Origin of the sequence: Geodermatophilus saharensis, from assembly GCF_900188205.1 — a bacterium.
In the GTDB taxonomy this organism is placed as follows: Bacteria; Actinomycetota; Actinomycetes; order Mycobacteriales; family Geodermatophilaceae; genus Geodermatophilus; species Geodermatophilus saharensis.
The window spans coordinates 255133-272264 of sequence record NZ_FZOH01000003.1 but is presented as its reverse complement, the minus strand read 5'-3'; the positions used below and the strand labels follow the sequence as shown (position 1 = coordinate 272264).

The window sequence follows — 17132 nt, the reverse complement described above, 5'->3', positions numbered from 1 at the left end:
TGCCGGGGAGGGACCGGGCGGCGGACCCTCGGTCGTGCTCCCCGCAGGACGGAGGTCGCCGTGTCCAGCTCCGCGTCCCGGGAACGGCCGTCCCGCGAGACGCTCCCGGCGTCGGTCCCGGAGCCGCGGGACCAGGCGGACCGGCCCGCGGCCCCCGGCGACCGGACCGGGGCCGACGGCGCCCGGCGCGGACGGCGCCCGGCCCGCGAGCGACCGCGCCGGCGCCCGTTCCGCTACACCCTGCCCGGCACGGTGGGCACCCTCGTCTTCTTCTGCCTGTCGCTCACCCCGTCCCTGCTCCCGCGCACCGGGCTGACCCAGGGCCTCATCAGCGGCATCACCGCCGCCTTCGGCTACGGCGTCGGGGTGGCGGTCGCCGCGGCCTGGCGCGCGGTCGTCGACCGGGACGCGCGCCGGGCCCGCCGGCGCTCGTGGCTCGTCCTCGCCGGGGTCGCGCTGGTCTGCGTCGTGGCGGCCACCGTGTACGGCCGCTACTGGCAGGCGCGCATCCGGGAGCTGATGGACGCGCCGGCCGACAGCGCGGTGTCGGTGGTCGTGGTGCCGCTGGTCGCCGGCGTGGTATTCGTCGTCCTCGTCGCCCTGGCGCGGGCCATCCGGCGCGCCGGCAGCTGGACCGCGCAGCTGCTCGACCGGTGGATCGGCGCGCGCGCCGCCCGGCTGCTCGGCTGGGCCGTCGTCCTGACCGGCGTGCTGCTCCTGCTGACCGGTGTCGTGGTCGACCAGCTCGTCGCCGCCGCCGACCGGGCCTTCTCCCTGCGCAACGACCGGACCGACGACGGGGTGGCGCAGCCCGTGGTGCCCGAGCGCTCGGGCGGACCCGGGTCGCTGATCAGCTGGACCTCCCTCGGCCGCGAGGGCCGCACGTTCGTGGGCACCGGCCCGTCGGCCGGGGACATCGGCGCGTTCACCGGGGCGGCGGCCCGGCAGCCGGTGCGCGCCTACGCCGGGCTGGACTCCGCCGCGAGCGCCGAACTGCGCGCCCGGCTGGCCGTCGACGACCTCGCCCGCGCGGGCGGCTTCGACCGCGCGTACCTGCTGGTGGTCACCACCACGGGGTCGGGCTGGGTCGACCCCGGCGCGGTGGACTCGCTGGAGTACCTCGCCGGCGGCGACAGCGCCACGGTGGCCATCCAGTACTCCTACCTCCCGTCGGTGCTGTCCTACGTGGTCGACAGCGACCGGGCCCGGGAGGCCGGCCGGGAGCTCTTCGACGCGGTGTACGAGCGCTGGAACCGGCTGCCGCTCGACGACCGGCCCCGCCTGCTCGTGGCCGGGGAGAGCCTGGGCTCCTTCGGCGGCGAGACCGCGTTCAGCGGCGAGTACGACCTGCGCAACCGGACCGGCGGTGCGGTGTTCGCCGGCCCGCCGGAGTTCAACACCCTCTACCGGGAGTTCGTCAGCGACCGCGACGAGGGCAGCCGCGAGGTCGCACCCGAGTACCGCGACGGGCGCACGGTCCGGTTCACCGACGACCCCGCCGAGGACGTCGCGCCCACCGGGGAGCCGTGGGACGGCTCCCGGGTGCTCTACCTCGTGCACCCCTCCGACCCCATCGTGTGGTGGACCCCGGAGCTGCTGTACGCCCGCCCGACCTGGCTGGAGGAGCACCGGGGCGACGACGTCGTCCACGCGGTGCGGTGGATCCCGTTCGTGACCTTCTGGCAGCTGACGGCCGACCTGCCCTCCGCCGGCAACGTGCCGGACGGGCACGGGCACGTCTACCGGTCCCAGTACGTCGACGCGTGGGCGCGCGTCCTGCAGCCCCCGGGCTGGGACGCCGAGCGGGCGCGGCAGCTGCGCGGGCTCGTGGCGGCCGACGCGTGACGCAGGAGCGTCGGCGACCCACCTCGCCGACCGCCGCGGGATCCGACGCACCGCCGCCCGGAGCGGCCCCGCCCCCGGACCCGCAGAGGGGGCACCGGTGTCCGCCTCCGGGAACCCACGGCGGTCAGTGCAGGGCGGCGTCGGCCGGGCCGGTGGCCCACCGGCGGAAGCGCACCACCAGACCGGCCCGGGTGGGGGCGCAGCAGTAGGGCCCCGCCGCGGCGGGGACCCCGGCGGGGAACGGGGCCACGCGGACCAGGCGGAACGGCTCGTCCCCGGCCCGGGCCCGCACGGTTACCGCGTCCCCCGCCCGGCTGGCGCGCACGGTGACCGTGCGCCCGGCCCAGCCGGGCACCGGCGCCACCGACCAGTCCGAGCGCCCCAGGGTGACGACGGCGCCGACCTGCAGCACGCCGTCGGAGACCTCGACGCCGGCCTTCAGCCACGTCTGCTCGTCGGCGCGCAGCACCAGCCCCGCCTGGTCGAAACGCGCACCGAAGTCGGCGTCGAACGCCACCTCGACGGCGCCCGGGTCGCCCAGCGGCGCCAGCAGGGCGTGGGCGTCGTCGTGCACGAACCCGTACGAGGTGTGCCGCCAGGCGTCGCTGCCCTCGGCCGCGGTCACGAGCAGGTCGGGACCCTCCTCGGCCACCGCGACCGGCGCCGTCGTCCAGGTGCCGCGCGACCAGGCGACCGGTCCGGGGGCAGTCACCGACGCGCCGGTGCCGGGCTCAGCGGGCGCCGAGGCCGGCCCAGTACTCGTTGAGCGCCCGGTTGGTCTGCACGAACCAGACGAAGGGGCCGAACAGGACGAGGATCCCCGGGAAGTACCACAGCCCGGTCAGCGCGGTGACCGGCGGCCGGCGGCCGGCGCGCGTGTACAGCCCGCCGACCTCGTGGCTGAGCAGGAAGGGCGACACGACGCCGAAGAACAGCGAGATCAGCAGCGCGATCAGGCCGCCGAGGCCCTCGCCGCTGTGCCGCTTCATCTCCTCGTGCACCTGGTAGTAGTAGACGAACCCCCAGATTCCGAGGGTGACGAAGAAGAGCAGCATCGTCAGGCCGGTGGGCCGGATCCGCCCGATCGGCCCGGTGGGCCGGGCGCGGAGGTCATCGGCCGGCGGGGCCGGCATCGGCTGCTCGTAGCCCCGGGGCGGCGGCACCGGCGGCACCGGCGGCACCGGCGGCACCGGCGGCCCGTACCCCGGCGGCGGCTGCTGCGCGTACCCCGGCGGTGACATCGGCGGCTGCTGTCGGCCGTACCCCTGGGCCGGCGGCGGCGGTGCGGGCAGCTGCCAGGGCTCGGTCGGGACCGGGGGCGGGGCCGACTGCAGGGGGCCCGGGTCGTCGGACGTGGTCATGGCGCACCTCCTGGGGAGGGGGGCCGCCGGTGGCATCGGCGGCCCGGCCGACCCTAGCGACCGGACCGGCCGCCGTGGCGGGCCCAAGTGCCCTCCTGTGCGGGCCCAGGGCGGCTACCCTTCCGCGCCACGGTGTGCGCAGCGACGACCCGCGGAGGGCGGACCGCATGGACACGACGGACACCGCCGGCCGCTCGAGCGCTCCTCCGCCCCGGGTGCCGGACGCCCCGGTGTCCGGGTCGGCACCGGTCGCGGTGGCCCGCGCCGTCCCGGCGAGGGGTGAGCACCGGCGGGAGGAGGTCACCGGCTACGAGCGGTCGCCCAGCGACGTGCTGCGCACCTGCGTGCTGGCCCTCGCCGCCGTGCCGCTGCTGGGGGTCGCCCGGTGGGCCCGCGGGGAGGCCGCGGCACTGGACGGGGACCTGGTCGGGCGGCTGTCCTCGGCCGCACCGCTGCTGGAGCGGACCATCGTGGTCACCGCCGCGCTGCTGGTCGCCGGAGCGGTGGCCGCGGCCTGGACCGCACCACTGCTGACCCGCAGCCCCCGCCTGGCCGGGTACCTGATCGTGGCCGGCGCCGCGGCCGTCGGCGCCGCGCACGGGGTGGACGTGGTGCTCGGCGGCGGGGCGGACGTCCCGGGCCGGGAGACGGAGCTGCCGTGGGAGCTCGACGGCGTCCTCGGGGTGGACGGCCTGGCGGTCGCGGCGGCGTCGTTCGCGGTGCTGGCGCCCTTCGTGTCCCGCCGCTGGCGGCGCGCCGGCGTCCTGCTCCTCACCGGCACCGCGCTGCTGCACCTGCTGGTGCCCCCGGCCCTGCCCACCGACCTGCTGGTCGCGCTCATGCTCGGCACCGCCGTCGGCTCGGCGACGCTGCTGCTGCTCGGCCGCCCCGTCGCCCGGCCCACCCGCGACGCCGTGGCCGCCGCGCTGGCCGGCAGCGGCCTGGACGCGGTCGCCGTGGAGCCGGCCGTCGTCGACGCCCGGGGCTCGGTGCCCTGGACGGCCGTGCTGCGGGACGGGCAGCGGGTCTTCGCCAAGGTCATGGGCGCCGAGAACCGGGCCGCGGACCTGCTGTTCCGGGTCTACCGGTTCCTCCGGCTCCGGGACGTGGGCGACGAGCGCCCGTTCTCCTCGCTGCGCCGCACGGTGGAGCACGAGGCGCTGGTGTCCCTGTTCGTCCGCGACACCGGCGGACGCACGCCGCGCCTGCGGGCGATCGCCCCGGTGGGGCGCGACTCCTGGCTGCTGTCGCACGACCTGGTCGACGGCACGACCCTCGACCGGCTGCCGGACGCGGCGCTGACCGGGCCGGTGCTGTCCGGCATCTGGGAGCAGGTCGCCCTCCTGCGGCGGCACCGGGTGGCCCACCGCGACCTGCGCGCGGCCAACGTCCTGCTCGACCGGTCGGGGACGCCGTGGCTGATCGACTGGGGGTTCAGCGAGGTGGCCGCCGGACCGGAGCTGCTCGACGCCGACGTCGCCCAGGCGCTGGTCGCCCTCGCGCTGCGGGCCGGTGTCGACCCCGTCGTCGACACCGCCGTCGCCGCGCTGGGCCCCGAGGCGGTGGCCGCGTCCCTGCCGCGGCTGCAACCGGACTCCCTCAGCGGCGCCACCCGGGACGCGCTCCGGCACGACCGGGAGCTGGCCGGGCGGCTGCGCGCGGCCGTCGCGCGGCGGTGCGGGGTGCCGGAGCCGGGCCTGGCCCGGCTGGAGCGCATCCGGCCCCGCACGCTGCTGGTGGTGGCGGTGCTGGCGCTGGCCGGGTACCTGCTGCTGCCGCAGCTCGGGGACGTGCCGGGCATGGTCCGCCGGGTCCGGGACGCCGACTGGGACTGGGCGTCGGTGGTGGTGGCGGCGTCGGTGCTGACCTACGTCGGTGCCGCGCTGAGCCTGGCGGGGGCGGTGCCCGCGCGGCTGCGGCCGGTGCCGCTGTTCGCCGCGCAGCTGGCCTCCTCCTTCGCCGGGCGCCTGGTGCCGGCCGGGCTCGGCGGGATGGCGCTGAACGTGCGCTACCTGCAGCGCAGCGGGGTGGACGTGGCGGTGGCCACGTCCGGCGTCGGGCTCAGCTACGCCGCCGGGACCGTCGTCCACGTGCTCCTGCTGCTGGGGTTCGCCGCGCTGGCCGGCCGCTCGCTGGGGTCGCTGCGCCCGGCCGGGTCCCCCGCGCTGCTGTGGGGTGCGCTGGCGCTGCTGGTGCTGTGCCTGGCCGCGGTCGCGGTGCCGGCGCTGCGGCGGCGGGTCACCGCGCGGCTGCTGCCGCCGCTGCGCCGGTCGGCCCACGGCGTCGCCGCGGCCCTGCGCAGCCCGGGCCGGCTGGTCCTGCTGGTGGGCGGCTCGGCGGCGACGACGCTGGGCTACCTGGTCTGCCTGTACGCCGCCACCCGGGCGCTCGGGGGTGACCTGGGCCTGGCTGCCGTGGGGGTGGTCTACCTCCTGGGTGCCGCGGTCGCCGCGGCCGCGCCGACGCCCGGCGGCCTGGGTGCCCTGGAGGCCGCGCTGGTGGCCGGGCTGGTCGCGGCCGGCATGGACCACACGGTCGCCGTCCCGGCGGTGTTCCTCTACCGGCTGGCCACGTTCTGGCTGCCGGTCCTGCCCGGGTGGGCGGCGTTCGCGTGGCTGCGCCGGTCGGGGCGGGTGTGAGCGCCGACGCAGCTGGTCAGCCGCGGGTGAAGGTCCCCAACCCGGTCCGGTCGTAGAAGTCCAGCCGGACGCTCGTGGCCGTGCCGCTCGCGTCGACGGCGAACAGCGCCCCGGCGAGTCCGGTGGCGTTCTCGCCGATGGACTCGAAGGTGAAGACGTCGCCCGAGTAGTGGGTCAGGGGGAACGACGTCGGCGCCTCCGGCGGTCCCATCGCCATCGTCAGGCGGTCCCCGTCCGCGGTCACCGTGAGCGGTCCGTAGTAGGGGTTGGCGTAGGTCCCGGTGTAGGCCGCGAGGTCGCGCGCCGGTTGCGGGTCGGCCGCCGGCTGCGACCAGTCGGTCTCCGGCGCCTCGGCCTCCTCCAGCTGGGCGAACAGCCCCGAGAAGAAGGTCAGCCAGTCGACGGTCGGCTCGCCGTGCTCGGCAACGTCGAAGAAGCCGGCGGCCACCGCCTCCGGGATGCCCTCCGGGGAGCCGTTGGTGAGCACGACGATGCCCAGCTGCTCACCCGGGAGCAGGGAGACGGTCGTCGCCGCGCCCAGGGCGAACGCTCCGGAGTGGCCGAGCTGCAGCCGGCCCGCGTCGTCGTAGCCCACGTTCCAGCCCAGCCCGTAGAAGCCGGCGCGGCCGGCGGGGGCCGGCGGCGGGCCGGACACCGAGTGCGGCAGGTGGGTGACGGCGAGCGCGTCCGGGTCGATCACCTGCGTGCCGTCGTGGACACCCTGGGCGAGCTGCAGGCGCACCCACTCGGCCAGGTCGCGCACCGAGGAGCTCGCGCCACCGGCGGGCGCCTCGGCGTCGGCGTCGCGGGTGTACCGCGCCACCCACGTCCCGTCACCGGCCGGCACGTGGATGAGCGCCCGGTTGGGCTCGGCCTCGTAGTCCGCGTGGCGGTAGCTGGTGTCGGCCATGCCCAGCCGCTCGAACAGCCGCTGCTCGGCGAGGTCCTCCCACGGTGTCCCGGCGGCGACCGCCGCGGCCTCGCCACCCGCGGTGAAACCGAAGTTGCTGTAGGAGTAGCTGGACCGGAACGGCAGCAGGGGCTGCTGGTCGAGGCGGTCGAGGATGTGGTCGCGGTCCCAGCCGAGGTCCTCGAGCAGGTCGCCCGATCCCGTCTGCAGGCCGCTGCGGTGCGATAGGAGGTCGGCGATGGTGGCGTTGGCCGTGACGTAGGGGTCGCTGAGGGCGAACGCCGGGTTCGAGGCGATCACCGGATCGTCCCAGTCGACGACGCCGTCACCGACCAGGCCGGCGACGACGGTGGAGGCCAGGGGCTTGGACAGGGACGCCAGCTGGAAGACGGTGTCCGGGTCGACCGTCTCGGGCCGGCCGACCTCGCGGACGCCGAAGCCCGCCGCGTGGACGACCCGGTCCCGGTGGACGACGGCGACCGCGACACCGGGGACCCCGGTCCGGTCCATCGCGTCGGTCACCAGCCCCTCGAGCGCGGCCACCGCGGCGTCCACCTGCTCGTCGGTCAGCAGGGGTGGCACCTGGGCAGGGGGCGCCGCCGGCAGCGCGCCGGCGGCCGCCGGCGACGTCGCCGCCGCGACTCCGGTGCCCGGGTCGACAGCCGTGGCACAGGCGACCGTCGACGCCGTCACGGCCGCCACCACGGCGGTCCCCAGCGAGCGACGCAGCCGTGGCCGGCCGGCCGGCACGGGACGGGAGGAGCGGTCGCGGCGCGACCGGAGTGCGGGCGGGAGACCGGCGGAGGAGAGGTGGGACACGGTCCACGGTCCAGACTGGCACCGTCGAGCCGGTGCCCGGTCACGAGCACGACGGGTGGTCCGGCGGGGAACCGCACCTCGGGTCCACCCCTGGTGGGCCCGGACCGTAGCCCCGGAGCCGCCCTCGCGTCCACGACGGCCGGAGGTCCTCCCGGCCTTCCCGTCCGGACCGGATCGTCCGGAGGTCAGAGGCCGAGGGAGCCCGAGGCGGGGTCGGCCCACCGGCTGGAGGCGTCGTAGGAGCGGACCACCAGCGACCGCCAGCGCCCGGTCCGGCTGATCTCCTTCTCCGGCACGCCCTGGGCGTAGGCGGTGGTGGCGAACCCGCGGCGCAGCGAGTGCGGCGACAGTCCCTCGGGTGAGACGCCGGCACGAGCGGCGGCCCGCTGCAGCACCAGGTCGACGCTGCGGGTGGTGAGCGCGGCGGTGCCCAGCCGCGGGTCGCGGCCCTTGCCCACCGACCGGAACAGCGGCCCGGAGGTGACGCCGCGCTCGGCCAGCGCGGCGCGCCAGGCCGCGACCGCGCGGACGGGACAGGTCACCTCGCGGACGCCCACGGCCAGGGCGAGGGTCTCCCCCGCGCCGTCCTGGTCGGTCTTGGAGTACCGCAGCAGCACGTCGAGGCCGCCGTGACCGGCCGGGGTGAGGTCCTCGATCCGCAGCGCGCACAGGTCCGAGGCGCGCAGCCCGAGGGCGAACCCGACCAGCACCAGGCAGCGGTCGCGCAGCCCGGCCGGGGTGTCCGGGAGGTCCTCGACGAGCGCCCGCACGGTGGCGGTGTCGACCGCGCGGGCCCGCCGCGGCCGGTGACCGGCACGCACCGCCGTGCGGCGGATCCCGGCCAGGGTGCGGCGCACCCCCTCGTTGTCCCCCGGCGCGGGGTGACCGGCGCTGCGGTGGGCGTCGTTGAGGGCCGACAGCCGGCGGGCGACGTAGCTCGGGCTGTGGCCGTCGTCGGCCATGGCGGCGAGCCACGCGGCGACGGTCAGCGGGTCGGCGGGTAGCCCCGCCGGCAGCGACCGCTGGCGGCACCACGCCGCCCAGGCCCGCAGGTCGCGCGCGTAGGCGTCCCGGGTGGCGGCCGACCGCGCGGCGGCGACGTAGGAGCCGACCGACGTCAGGTCCCCGGGCAGCAGCAGGCCGCCCTCCCCCGCGGCGTCGACGGCGCGGTCCTCCCCCGAGCCGGTCGGAGCGGTCATCCGGTGGGGCCTCCGGCTCGGTCCAGTGACGGGCAGATCACTTCGCAGAATAGGTGCTTCTCGGAAGCCCTCGGCCGGCGGCTCCATATAAAGCCGGATCGAACGGATGGATGTGACGGCAATCCAACTATGGTCTGCGACCATGACGATGGAGGACGGCGCGGCCCAGCCACGGCAGGACACGTGCGCCTTCCCGGGCTGCGCCGAGCCACCACGACCCCGGGTCCCCGGACGCAGCGGACCGTCCCCGCGGTTCTGCGAGCGGGCCGACCACAACCCCGAGACGGCCCGGCGGGCACGGGCGCGGGCGGCGGCGGGCCGCTCCCCCGGAGTCGGGGCCACCGCGGCGGCGCTGGCCGAGGACCTGCCGCCGGAGGGCCGGGTCCGCCAGCTGGTGGGGCGGTGGGCGGCAGCGGCCCGCGAGGCGGCGGCCGCGGCCGAGAACCAGTCGGCCCTGCTCACCGCCGCCCTGGAAGCCCTGGACGCCTACCGCGACGAGGCCACCGTGGAGGCGCGGCTGGCGCAGGCGCGGTCCGACGTCGACGCCGCCCACGCCGCGCAGCTGCGCGCCGAGGAGCAGGCCCGCCTCGCCGAGCGGCTGCGCGCCGAGGCCGAGGACGCCCGCGGAGCCGCCGAGCGCGACGCCGCGGAGACCCGCGCGGCCGCCGAGGAGCAGGTCACCGCGGCCCGCGCCGAGGCCGACCGGCGCACCGCGGCCGCCGAGGAGGCCGGCCGGGCCGCCGAGGAGGCGCGGGAGGAGGTGCGGTCCGAGCGCGACCGCGCCGTGCAGGAGCGCGCGGCCGCCGACGAGCGGGCCCGCGACGCCGAGGAGGCGCGCCGTGCCGCCGAGCGGGACGCCGCCGAGGTCCGGGAGGCCGAGCGACGCGCCCGCGCCGACGCCGCCCGGGAGCACGACGCCCTCGTCGAGGCCCGCGCCCGCTGGGACGTCACCGAGCAGACCCTCACCGCGACGCTGCGGACCCGGACCGGGGAGCGCGACGAGGCCCTCGCCGCGCGCGACGCCGAGCGGGCCGCGGCCGCCGCCGCGGGCGAGCAGGCGCGCGGCGCCGAGCGGGAGCGGGACGCCGCCCGGCGCGCCGAGCAGGACGCCCGCGCCCGCGCCGACGCGGCCGAGGACCGCGCGGCCGCCGCCGGCCGGGACCGCGAGGAGGCGCTCACCGCGGCCGCGCGGGCCACCCAGCGCGCCGAGGACGCCGAGCGCCGGGCGGTCGCGGCCGAGACCGAGGCGCGCGACGCCCGCGAGCGCGTCGGCGCGCTGACCGCCGAGGTCGACGCGCTGCGCGCGCGGATCGGCGCGCTGCGCGCCCGCCTCCCCGACGAGCCGGCCGACAGGTGACCCGGCGGCGTTGACCGCCGCACCCGCGCAGCGGCACGGTGGCCGCGTGACCGCACCCGGCTGGGCCCTCGAGGTCGCCCGCGACGACCCCACCGCCACCACGCTGCTCGACGTCGACGTGCCCGACCCGGCCGACGGCGAGGCCGTGCTGCGGGTCGAGCGCGTGGGTGTGACCGCCAACAACGTCACCTACGCCGTCCTCGGCGACACGCTGCACTACTGGGACTTCTTCCCCGCCGCCGGCGCGGGCGCCGGCCGGGTACCGCTGTGGGGGTTCGCCGAGGTCACCGCCTCCCGCGCCGACGGCGTCGGGGCCGGGCAGCGGCTCTACGGCTACCTGCCCCCGGCCAGCCACCTGCTGGTGCGACCGGAGCGGGCCGGCGCCTCCGGGTTCCGCGACGGCAGCCCGCACCGCGCTGCGCTGCCGGCCGTCTACAACTCCTACGCGTCGGCCGACCCCGGCGCCGACGCCGGCCAGGAGGACCTGCAGGTGCTCTTCCGGCCGCTGTTCCTCACCTCCTTCCTGCTCGCCGACCAGCTGGCCGGGCAGGACGCCGACGTGGTGGTCCTGTCGTCGGCGTCGAGCAAGACCGCCTACGGCACCGCCTTCCTGCTCTCCGGCGGCGACGTCGAGGTCGTCGGGCTGACCAGCCCGGGCAACGTCGGGTTCACCCGGTCGCTGGGCTGCTACGACCGGGTGCTGCCCTACGACGCGGTGACCGAGCTCGCCGCCGAGCCCACGGCCTACGTCGACGTCGCCGGCAGCACGCCGCTGCGCCAGGAGCTGCACCGCCACCTGGGCGCGGACCTGGTGCTGGACCTGGTCGTCGGCGTCACCCACCGGGACACCAGCCCGCCGGGCCCGCTGGACGGCCCGCGCCCGACGGTCTTCTTCGCGCCCGACCGGATGGCCGCCCGCACGGCCGACTGGGGACGGGCGGGGTTCGAGGAGCGCTCCGGCGCGGCGTGGCGCCGGTTCGCCCCCGCCGTGGCGGCCTGGGTCGACGTGCGGGTGTCCTCCGTGCCGCAGGCGCTGCGCGACGTGTGGCTCGAGGTCCTCGGCGGCGGCGGGGACCCGCGTGCCGGTCACGTGGTGCGGCTCTGAGAGGGTCGGTGTACCCCTGCTGCGGCCGGGTAGAGCCCGCTGGACCTGGGCGGACCACCGCAGCGGCCCACCCCCTTGCGCTCACGACTGGACCCGGATGACAGGCAACGCCACCCACCGCTTCCGCAACACCGCGATCCTGACCGTGCAGACGGCGGACGCCTCCCAGGTGGTCACCTCCGACGCGCTCGACGCGCTCCTCGTCGACACCTACCGGCGGGTGGGCCTGCGGCCGGGCCTGCTCGAGCGGCTCGCCGGCATCCGCGAGCGCCGCTGGTGGGCCGACGGCGTCTCCTTCACCGACGGCGCGGCCACCGCCGGGGCCAAGGCGATCAGCGAGAGCGGCGTCGACCCCGCGCAGATCGGGCTGATGGTCAACACCTCCGTCAGCCGCAAGCACCTCGAGCCCTCGACCGCGGTCGCCGTGCACGACGCGCTGGGGCTGCCCAGCTCGTGCCAGAACTTCGACGTCACCAACGCCTGCCTCGGCTTCGTCAACGGCATGGAGCTGGCCGCGGCGATGATCGACAGCGGGATGGTCGAGTACGCCCTCGTCGTCAACGGCGAGGACTCCCGGCCGGTGCAGGAGCGCACGATCGACCTGCTCAACCGGCCGGAGACCACCGCCAAGGACGTCATGCAGCACTTCGCCACGCTGACGCTCGGCTCCGGCGCCGCGGCGATGGTCCTCGGCCCCGCCGACCGGCACCCCGAGGGCCACCGCCTGGTCGGCTCGGTCAGCCGCGCCGGCACCGAGCACCACCAGCTGTGCACCGGCGACAACGACGGCATGCACACCGACCTCAAGGGCCTGCTCGCCGCGGGGCTCGCGCTGTCGGAGCAGCTGTGGGCCGAGGCCGCCGCCGAGTTCGACTGGGTGGGCATGGACCGCTACGTCGTCCACCAGGTGAGCAAGGTGCACACCCAGGCGATGTGCGACCGGTTCGGCATCGACCCCGCGCGGGTCCCGACCACGTTCCCCACCCGGGGCAACCTCGGGCCGGCGTCGGTGCCGTTCACCCTGGCCAGCGAGGCCGGCAGCCTCGTCGACGGCGACCGGGTGCTGCTCATGGGCATCGGCTCGGGCCTGAACGCCTGCTGCCTCGAGATCGCCTGGTGAGGGCCGGCGCGCCGACCGACCTGCCCGGGCTCGACCCGACCTGGTCCCGCCGCGTCCGGGTCAAGGACGCCGACGGCCGGGAGCACGGCTGGCACGTGCTCGACACCGGACCCGAGGACGGCGCGGCCGGGACGCTGCTGTGCGTCCACGGCAACCCGACCTGGTCCTATCTGTGGCGCCGGCTGCTGGCCGCCCCGCCGCCGGGCTGGCGGGTCGTGGCCCCCGACCAGCTGGGCATGGGCTGGTCCGACCGGCTCGACGCGCCGCGGACGCTGGCGCAGCGGGTGGCCGACCTCGGCGACCTCACCGCCGCGCTCGACATCCGCGGGCCGGTGGTCACCGTCGCCCACGACTGGGGCGGGATCATCTCGCTGGGCTGGGGCCTCGAGCACCGCGACCAGCTGCGCGGTGTCGTGCTCACCAACACCGCGGTCGCGATGCCGGAGGGCGACCTCGGGCCGGCGCTGATCCGGCTGGCCCACGCACCCGGCATCCGCGCCACGGCCACCGTCGGCACGCCGGTGTTCGTGCGGGCCGCCACCGCGCTGTCCCGGCCGGCGCTGCCGCCGGAGGTGCGCCGCGCCTTCGCCGCCCCCTACCGGTCGCCGGGGCGCCGCCGCTCGGTGGGCGACTTCGTCGCCGACATCCCGTTCCGCGAGGGCCACCCCTCCCGGGCGGTGCAGGAGGCGATCGCCGAGGGCGTGCGCACCCTCGACGTCCCCGCGCTGCTGCTGTGGGGCCCGCGCGACCCGGTGTTCGGCGAGCGGTACCTCACCGACCTGCGCGACCGGCTGCCGCGGGCCCAGGTCCACCGCTACGAGGGCGCCTCGCACCTGCTCCCCGAGGACGCGCCCCAGTACGCGGCCGCCGTCGCCCGCTGGGTCGAGGACCTCTCCGCCGGCCCGGCGGCTCCTGCGGCGCCGTCCCCCGACCCGGCGCCGGTCGCGCGCCCCTGGGCGGCGCTGGCCGGCCGCGCCGGCGACGTCTCCCCGGCGGTGGTGACCGTCGGCGGCACCGCCGTGACCTGGGCGCAGCTGGCCCGTCGGGTCGAGCACCTGGCCGCGGGGCTGGCCGCGGCCGGCGTCCGCCCCGGGCAGCGGGTCGCGCTGCTGCTGGAGCCCTCCCCCGACCTCACCGCCGCGGTGTACGCCGTGTGGCGGGCCGGCGCGGCCGTCGTCGTGGCCGACAAGGGCCTGGGCTTCGCCGGGATGCGCCGCGCCCTGCGCGGCGCGGCGGCCGACCACGTCCTCGGCGCCGTCCCCGGCCTGCTCGCCGCGCGGGCCATGGGCCTGCCCGGGACGCGCATCGCCGCCGGACCGCTGACCCCGGCCCGCCGCCGGGCGCTCGGCGCCGCGCACGACCTCGCGGAGCTCGAGGAGCGGGGCCGGAGCGCGCCGGTGCCGCCGGAGTGCCCGCCGGACACCGACGCCGCCGTCGTCTTCACCTCCGGCGCCACCGGTCCGGCCAAGGGCGTGGTCTACACCCAGCGCCAGGTCGGCGCCCAGCTGGACCTGGTGCGCCGCACCTACCGCCTCTCCCCCGACGACGCGCTGGTCGCCGCCTTCGCCCCGTTCTCGATCCTCGGACCGGGCCTGGGCATCGCCTCGGCCGTGCCCGACGTCGACGTCACCGCCCCGGGCACGCTCACCGCCGCGAAGCTCGCCGACGCCGCGGCCGCCGTCGACGCCACGGTGGTGTTCGCGGCGCCGGCCGCCCTGCGCCGGGTCGCCGCGACGGCGGCGGAGCTCACCGCCGGGCAGCGGGCGGCGCTGGCCCGGGTCCGGCTGCTGATGTCGGCCGGCGCCCCCGTGCCCGCCGCGCTGCTGCGCTCGCTGCGCGACGTGCTGCCGGCGGCCGAGGCGCACACCCCCTACGGCATGACCGAGGCGCTGCCGGTCACCGACGTCTCCCTCGAGGAGATCGACCTCGCCGGCGACGGCGAGGGCGTGTGCGTCGGCCGGCCGGTCGACGGCGTCGAGGTGCGGGTCAGCCCGCTGTCGGCCACGGGCGCCGCCGACGGCCCGCTCACCGGCGCCGCCGGCGTGACCGGCGAGGTCTGCGTGCGCGCGCCGCACGTCAAGGACCGCTACGACGCGCTGTGGGCCACCGAGCGGGCGGCCTCCCGCGACCCCGGCTGGCACCGCACCGGCGACGTCGGCCACCTCGACGACGAGGGCAGGCTGTGGATCGGGGGCCGCCTCGCCCACGTCGTCCCCACCGCCGAGGGCGTGGTGACGCCGGTCGGCGTCGAGCAGCGCGTCGAGCGGCTGCCCGGGGTCTCCGCGGCCGCGGCGGTCGGCGTCGGTCCCGCCGGCGCGCAGGTGGTCGTGGTGGTCGTCGTCCGCGCCGAGCCGGCCCGGCGCGGCCGCCGGCTGGCGGTGGCCGGCGACGACCTCGCCGCCGCCGTCCGGGCAGCAGCCGGGGTCGACGTCGCCGCGGTGCTCGTGGCCCGGTCGCTGCCGGTCGACATCCGGCACCAGTCGAAGGTGGACCGCACCGCGCTGGGCCGCCGGGCCGCCCGGCTGCTCGCCGGCTCCCCCGTCCGGCGCCGGGGCCGCACCCGGTGAGGGTGCTGGTCACCGGGGCCAGCGGCATGCTCGGCCGGGCCACGGCCGAGGCCCTGCTGGCCCGCGGCGACGACGTCACCGTGCTGCAGCGCCGGCCCGCCGGGCTGCCGTGCGCCGAGGTGCTCGGCGACGTGGCCGACGCCGCGGTCGTGACGCGGGCGGCCCGGGGCCGGGACGCCGTCGTGCACCTCGCGGCCAAGGTCGACGTGACCGGCCGGTGGGCGGAGTACGAGCGGGCGAACGTCGGGGGCACCCGCACCGTGGTGGCCGCCTGCGCGGCCGAGGGCGTCGGGCGGCTGGTGCACGTGTCCTCGCCGTCGGTCGCGCACGCCGGCGACCCGCTGACCGGCGCCGGCGCCGACCCCGCCGACCCGGCCGCGGCCCGGGGTTCCTACGCGCGGTCCAAGGCGCAGGCCGAGGTGCTGGCGCTGGCCGCCGACTCCCCCGGCCTCGCCGTGCTCGCGGTGCGCCCGCACCTGGTGTGGGGTCCCGGTGACGAGCAGCTGGTGGCGCGGATCGTCGCGCGGGGCCGGGCGGGCCGGCTGCCGCTGGTCGGGTCCGGGGCCGCGCTGGTCGACACCACCTACGTCGACAACGCCGCCGCGGCGCTGGTTGCCGCGGTCGACGCGTGCGGCCCGGTGCACGGGGAGGCGCTGGTGGTCAGCAACGGTGAGCCCCGCCCGATCGGGGAGCTGCTCGGCCGGCTGTGCGGCGCGGCCGGCGCACCGGGCCCGCGGCGCCGGGTGCCGGCCCGGGCGGCGTGGCTGGCCGGCGCCGTGGTCGAGGGGGTCTGGGCCGCCACCGACCGCCGCGCGACCCCTCCCCTGACCCGGTTCCTCGCCGAGCAGCTGAGCACCGCACACTGGTTCGACCAGCGGCGCACCCGGGCCGCGCTCGGCTGGCGCCCCGCCGTCCCCCTCGAGGAGGGGTTCGCGCGGCTGGCCGCCTGGTACGCCGCCGCCGACCGGCAGGCCTGAGGACTCCCCTCGCCGGGCCCCCGGCTCCGGCCGGGTCACGGAGTGAACCGCACGGGGTGCGCAGCGTCGGCTCCGGCGCCCGTGTCGGCCGGCTGGGGTCAGCGCGGTCACCTGGTCGGTCCCACCGGGTCCACGCTGAGCACCGCGTCGCCACCAGCGGGGTGGCGCGTGGAGGGAGGACCGCCATGACCGCCAGCCGGACAGCGGTGAACCCGTGGCCGTGGTCGCTGGCCTACGGGTTCGACCAGGGACAGCTGGTCGAGGGCGCCAGCCGGCTGCTGGTCGTCTCCGGGCAGGCCGCCACCGCGCCCGACGGGACCCCACAGCACGACGGCGACGTGCGTGCCCAGGTGTCGCTCTCCGTGGACAACCTCGAGGCGGTGCTCGGCGAGGCGGGGATGACGCTCGGGAACGTCGTCCGCGTCACCGTGTACGCCACCGACGTCGACGCGGTGGTGGGGTGCTGGGAGGAGCTGGTGGGGCGGTTCGGCGCGGCCGGCGCACGGCCGACCAGCACGCTGGTCGGGGTCACCCGCCTGGCGTTCCCCGAGATGATGGTGGAGATCGAGGCCACCGCCGTCGACTGAGGCGCCGTTCGGATGGCGGGTCGGCCGGGCCTGCCGCACCCGTCGGCGGACGCGGCCTAGCCTCGGCGCCGTGGGGTTCACCGTCGCCGACGCGCACCTGCTCGCGCTCGCGGCGCACGAGGGCCAGGCGGACGCCCGGGGCCACGACCTCTACCTGGCCTCGCTGCGGCCGATGGCCGAGGCGCTGCGCCGGTACGGCCCGCACGCGGAGATGGCCGGGCTCCTGCGCGACATCGTCGCGGCCACCCGCGACCACCCCGACCCGGCCCGCCGCTACGACCTCCAGCGGCTGCGCGCCCTCGGGGTGCCGGAGGTCGTCGTCGAGGCGGTCGACGCGGTGACCCCGCGCCCCGGAGAGGCCTACATCTCCGGCCTGATCCGCCGCTGCGCCGCGCACCCGCTGGGCCGGCTGGTCGGGCTCGCCGAGAACAGCGCCGCGCTCACCGCCAGCGCACACCTGGCCGCGACCGACCCGGCCAAGGCCCGCAGCCTGCGCGAGGGCCGCTACCGCCCGGCCCGCCGGATCCTGCTGGCCGCCGAGGCCGCCGACGCCGTCCACGGCCGCCGCGTCCTCGTCTGATCCGTCCACGGGTCCGCCCGTCCTCACGACGCCGCGGCAGGCGTAGCGTCCGGGCACGGAGCCGCT

General features: G+C 78.1%; 13 protein-coding genes. 9 read left to right on the top strand and 4 right to left on the bottom strand.

Annotated features, from left to right (window positions below; translation table 11 throughout):
• Positions 1-60: 60 nt before the first annotated feature.
• Complete coding sequence (locus CHC04_RS09265) at positions 61-1845, top strand: alpha/beta hydrolase (protein ID WP_176449916.1); 1785 nt, start codon at positions 61-63, stop codon at positions 1843-1845.
• A 124-nt stretch (positions 1846-1969) separates the two neighbouring features.
• Here the strand turns inward: CHC04_RS09265 and CHC04_RS09260 are convergent, their stop codons facing one another.
• Together CHC04_RS09260 and CHC04_RS24885 are read right to left on the bottom strand one after the other, a co-directional pair.
• Complete coding sequence (locus tag CHC04_RS09260; protein ID WP_089403630.1) at positions 1970-2557, bottom strand: DUF1349 domain-containing protein; 588 nt, start codon at positions 2555-2557, stop codon at positions 1970-1972.
• Positions 2558-2576: 19 nt separating this feature from the next.
• Positions 2577-3206, bottom strand: coding sequence for a DUF4234 domain-containing protein (locus tag CHC04_RS24885; RefSeq protein WP_245817084.1), 630 nt, complete (start codon positions 3204-3206; stop codon positions 2577-2579).
• A gap of 167 nt (positions 3207-3373) precedes the next feature.
• Between CHC04_RS24885 and CHC04_RS09250 the strand changes: the two genes are divergently transcribed.
• Positions 3374-5845, top strand: coding sequence for a lysylphosphatidylglycerol synthase domain-containing protein (locus CHC04_RS09250; RefSeq protein ID WP_089403629.1), 2472 nt, complete (start codon positions 3374-3376; stop codon positions 5843-5845).
• A gap of 16 nt (positions 5846-5861) precedes the next feature.
• On the opposite strand, the gene CHC04_RS09245 is transcribed toward CHC04_RS09250, so the two are convergent.
• Together CHC04_RS09245 and CHC04_RS09240 are read right to left on the bottom strand one after the other, a co-directional pair.
• A complete protein-coding gene (locus CHC04_RS09245) occupies positions 5862-7337 on the bottom strand; it encodes a serine hydrolase (protein WP_217897270.1) in 1476 nt (491 codons plus the stop codon).
• A 422-nt stretch (positions 7338-7759) separates the two neighbouring features.
• On the bottom strand, positions 7760-8773 hold the full coding sequence (locus tag CHC04_RS09240; RefSeq protein WP_089403628.1) for a site-specific integrase: 1014 nt from the start codon (positions 8771-8773) through the stop codon (positions 7760-7762).
• Between the two features lie 142 nt (positions 8774-8915).
• Here CHC04_RS09240 and CHC04_RS09235 point away from each other — a divergent pair, with 142 nt between their 5' ends.
• From CHC04_RS09235 to CHC04_RS09205, 7 genes are all read left to right on the top strand, one after another.
• Positions 8916-10130 carry a hypothetical protein gene (locus CHC04_RS09235; RefSeq protein ID WP_089403627.1) on the top strand — a complete coding sequence of 405 codons (1215 nt, stop codon included), beginning with the start codon at positions 8916-8918 and terminating at the stop codon, positions 10128-10130.
• 46 nt (positions 10131-10176) lie between these two features.
• The gene (locus CHC04_RS09230) at positions 10177-11235 is read left to right on the top strand and encodes a DUF2855 family protein (RefSeq protein ID WP_089404000.1); all 1059 of its coding nucleotides are present in this window, start codon (positions 10177-10179) and stop codon (positions 11233-11235) included.
• A gap of 97 nt (positions 11236-11332) precedes the next feature.
• Positions 11333-12355: a 3-oxoacyl-ACP synthase III gene (locus tag CHC04_RS09225; RefSeq protein WP_089403626.1), complete on the top strand. Its 1023-nt coding sequence runs from the start codon at positions 11333-11335 to the stop codon at positions 12353-12355.
• Positions 12352-14922, top strand: coding sequence for an alpha/beta fold hydrolase (locus CHC04_RS09220; RefSeq protein WP_176449915.1), 2571 nt, complete (start codon positions 12352-12354; stop codon positions 14920-14922). The genes CHC04_RS09225 and CHC04_RS09220 overlap by 4 nt, the downstream gene beginning before the upstream one ends.
• 2 nt (positions 14923-14924) lie before the next feature.
• Positions 14925-15899, top strand: coding sequence for an NAD-dependent epimerase/dehydratase family protein (locus CHC04_RS09215; protein ID WP_245817083.1), 975 nt, complete (start codon positions 14925-14927; stop codon positions 15897-15899).
• Positions 15900-16084: 185 nt separating this feature from the next.
• The gene (locus CHC04_RS09210; protein ID WP_089403624.1) at positions 16085-16486 is read left to right on the top strand and encodes a RidA family protein; all 402 of its coding nucleotides are present in this window, start codon (positions 16085-16087) and stop codon (positions 16484-16486) included.
• A gap of 70 nt (positions 16487-16556) precedes the next feature.
• Entirely contained in the window at positions 16557-17066 is a 510-nt protein-coding gene (locus tag CHC04_RS09205) for a phosphohydrolase (RefSeq protein WP_089403623.1), read from the top strand.
• The last annotated feature ends 66 nt before the right edge of the window (positions 17067-17132 follow it).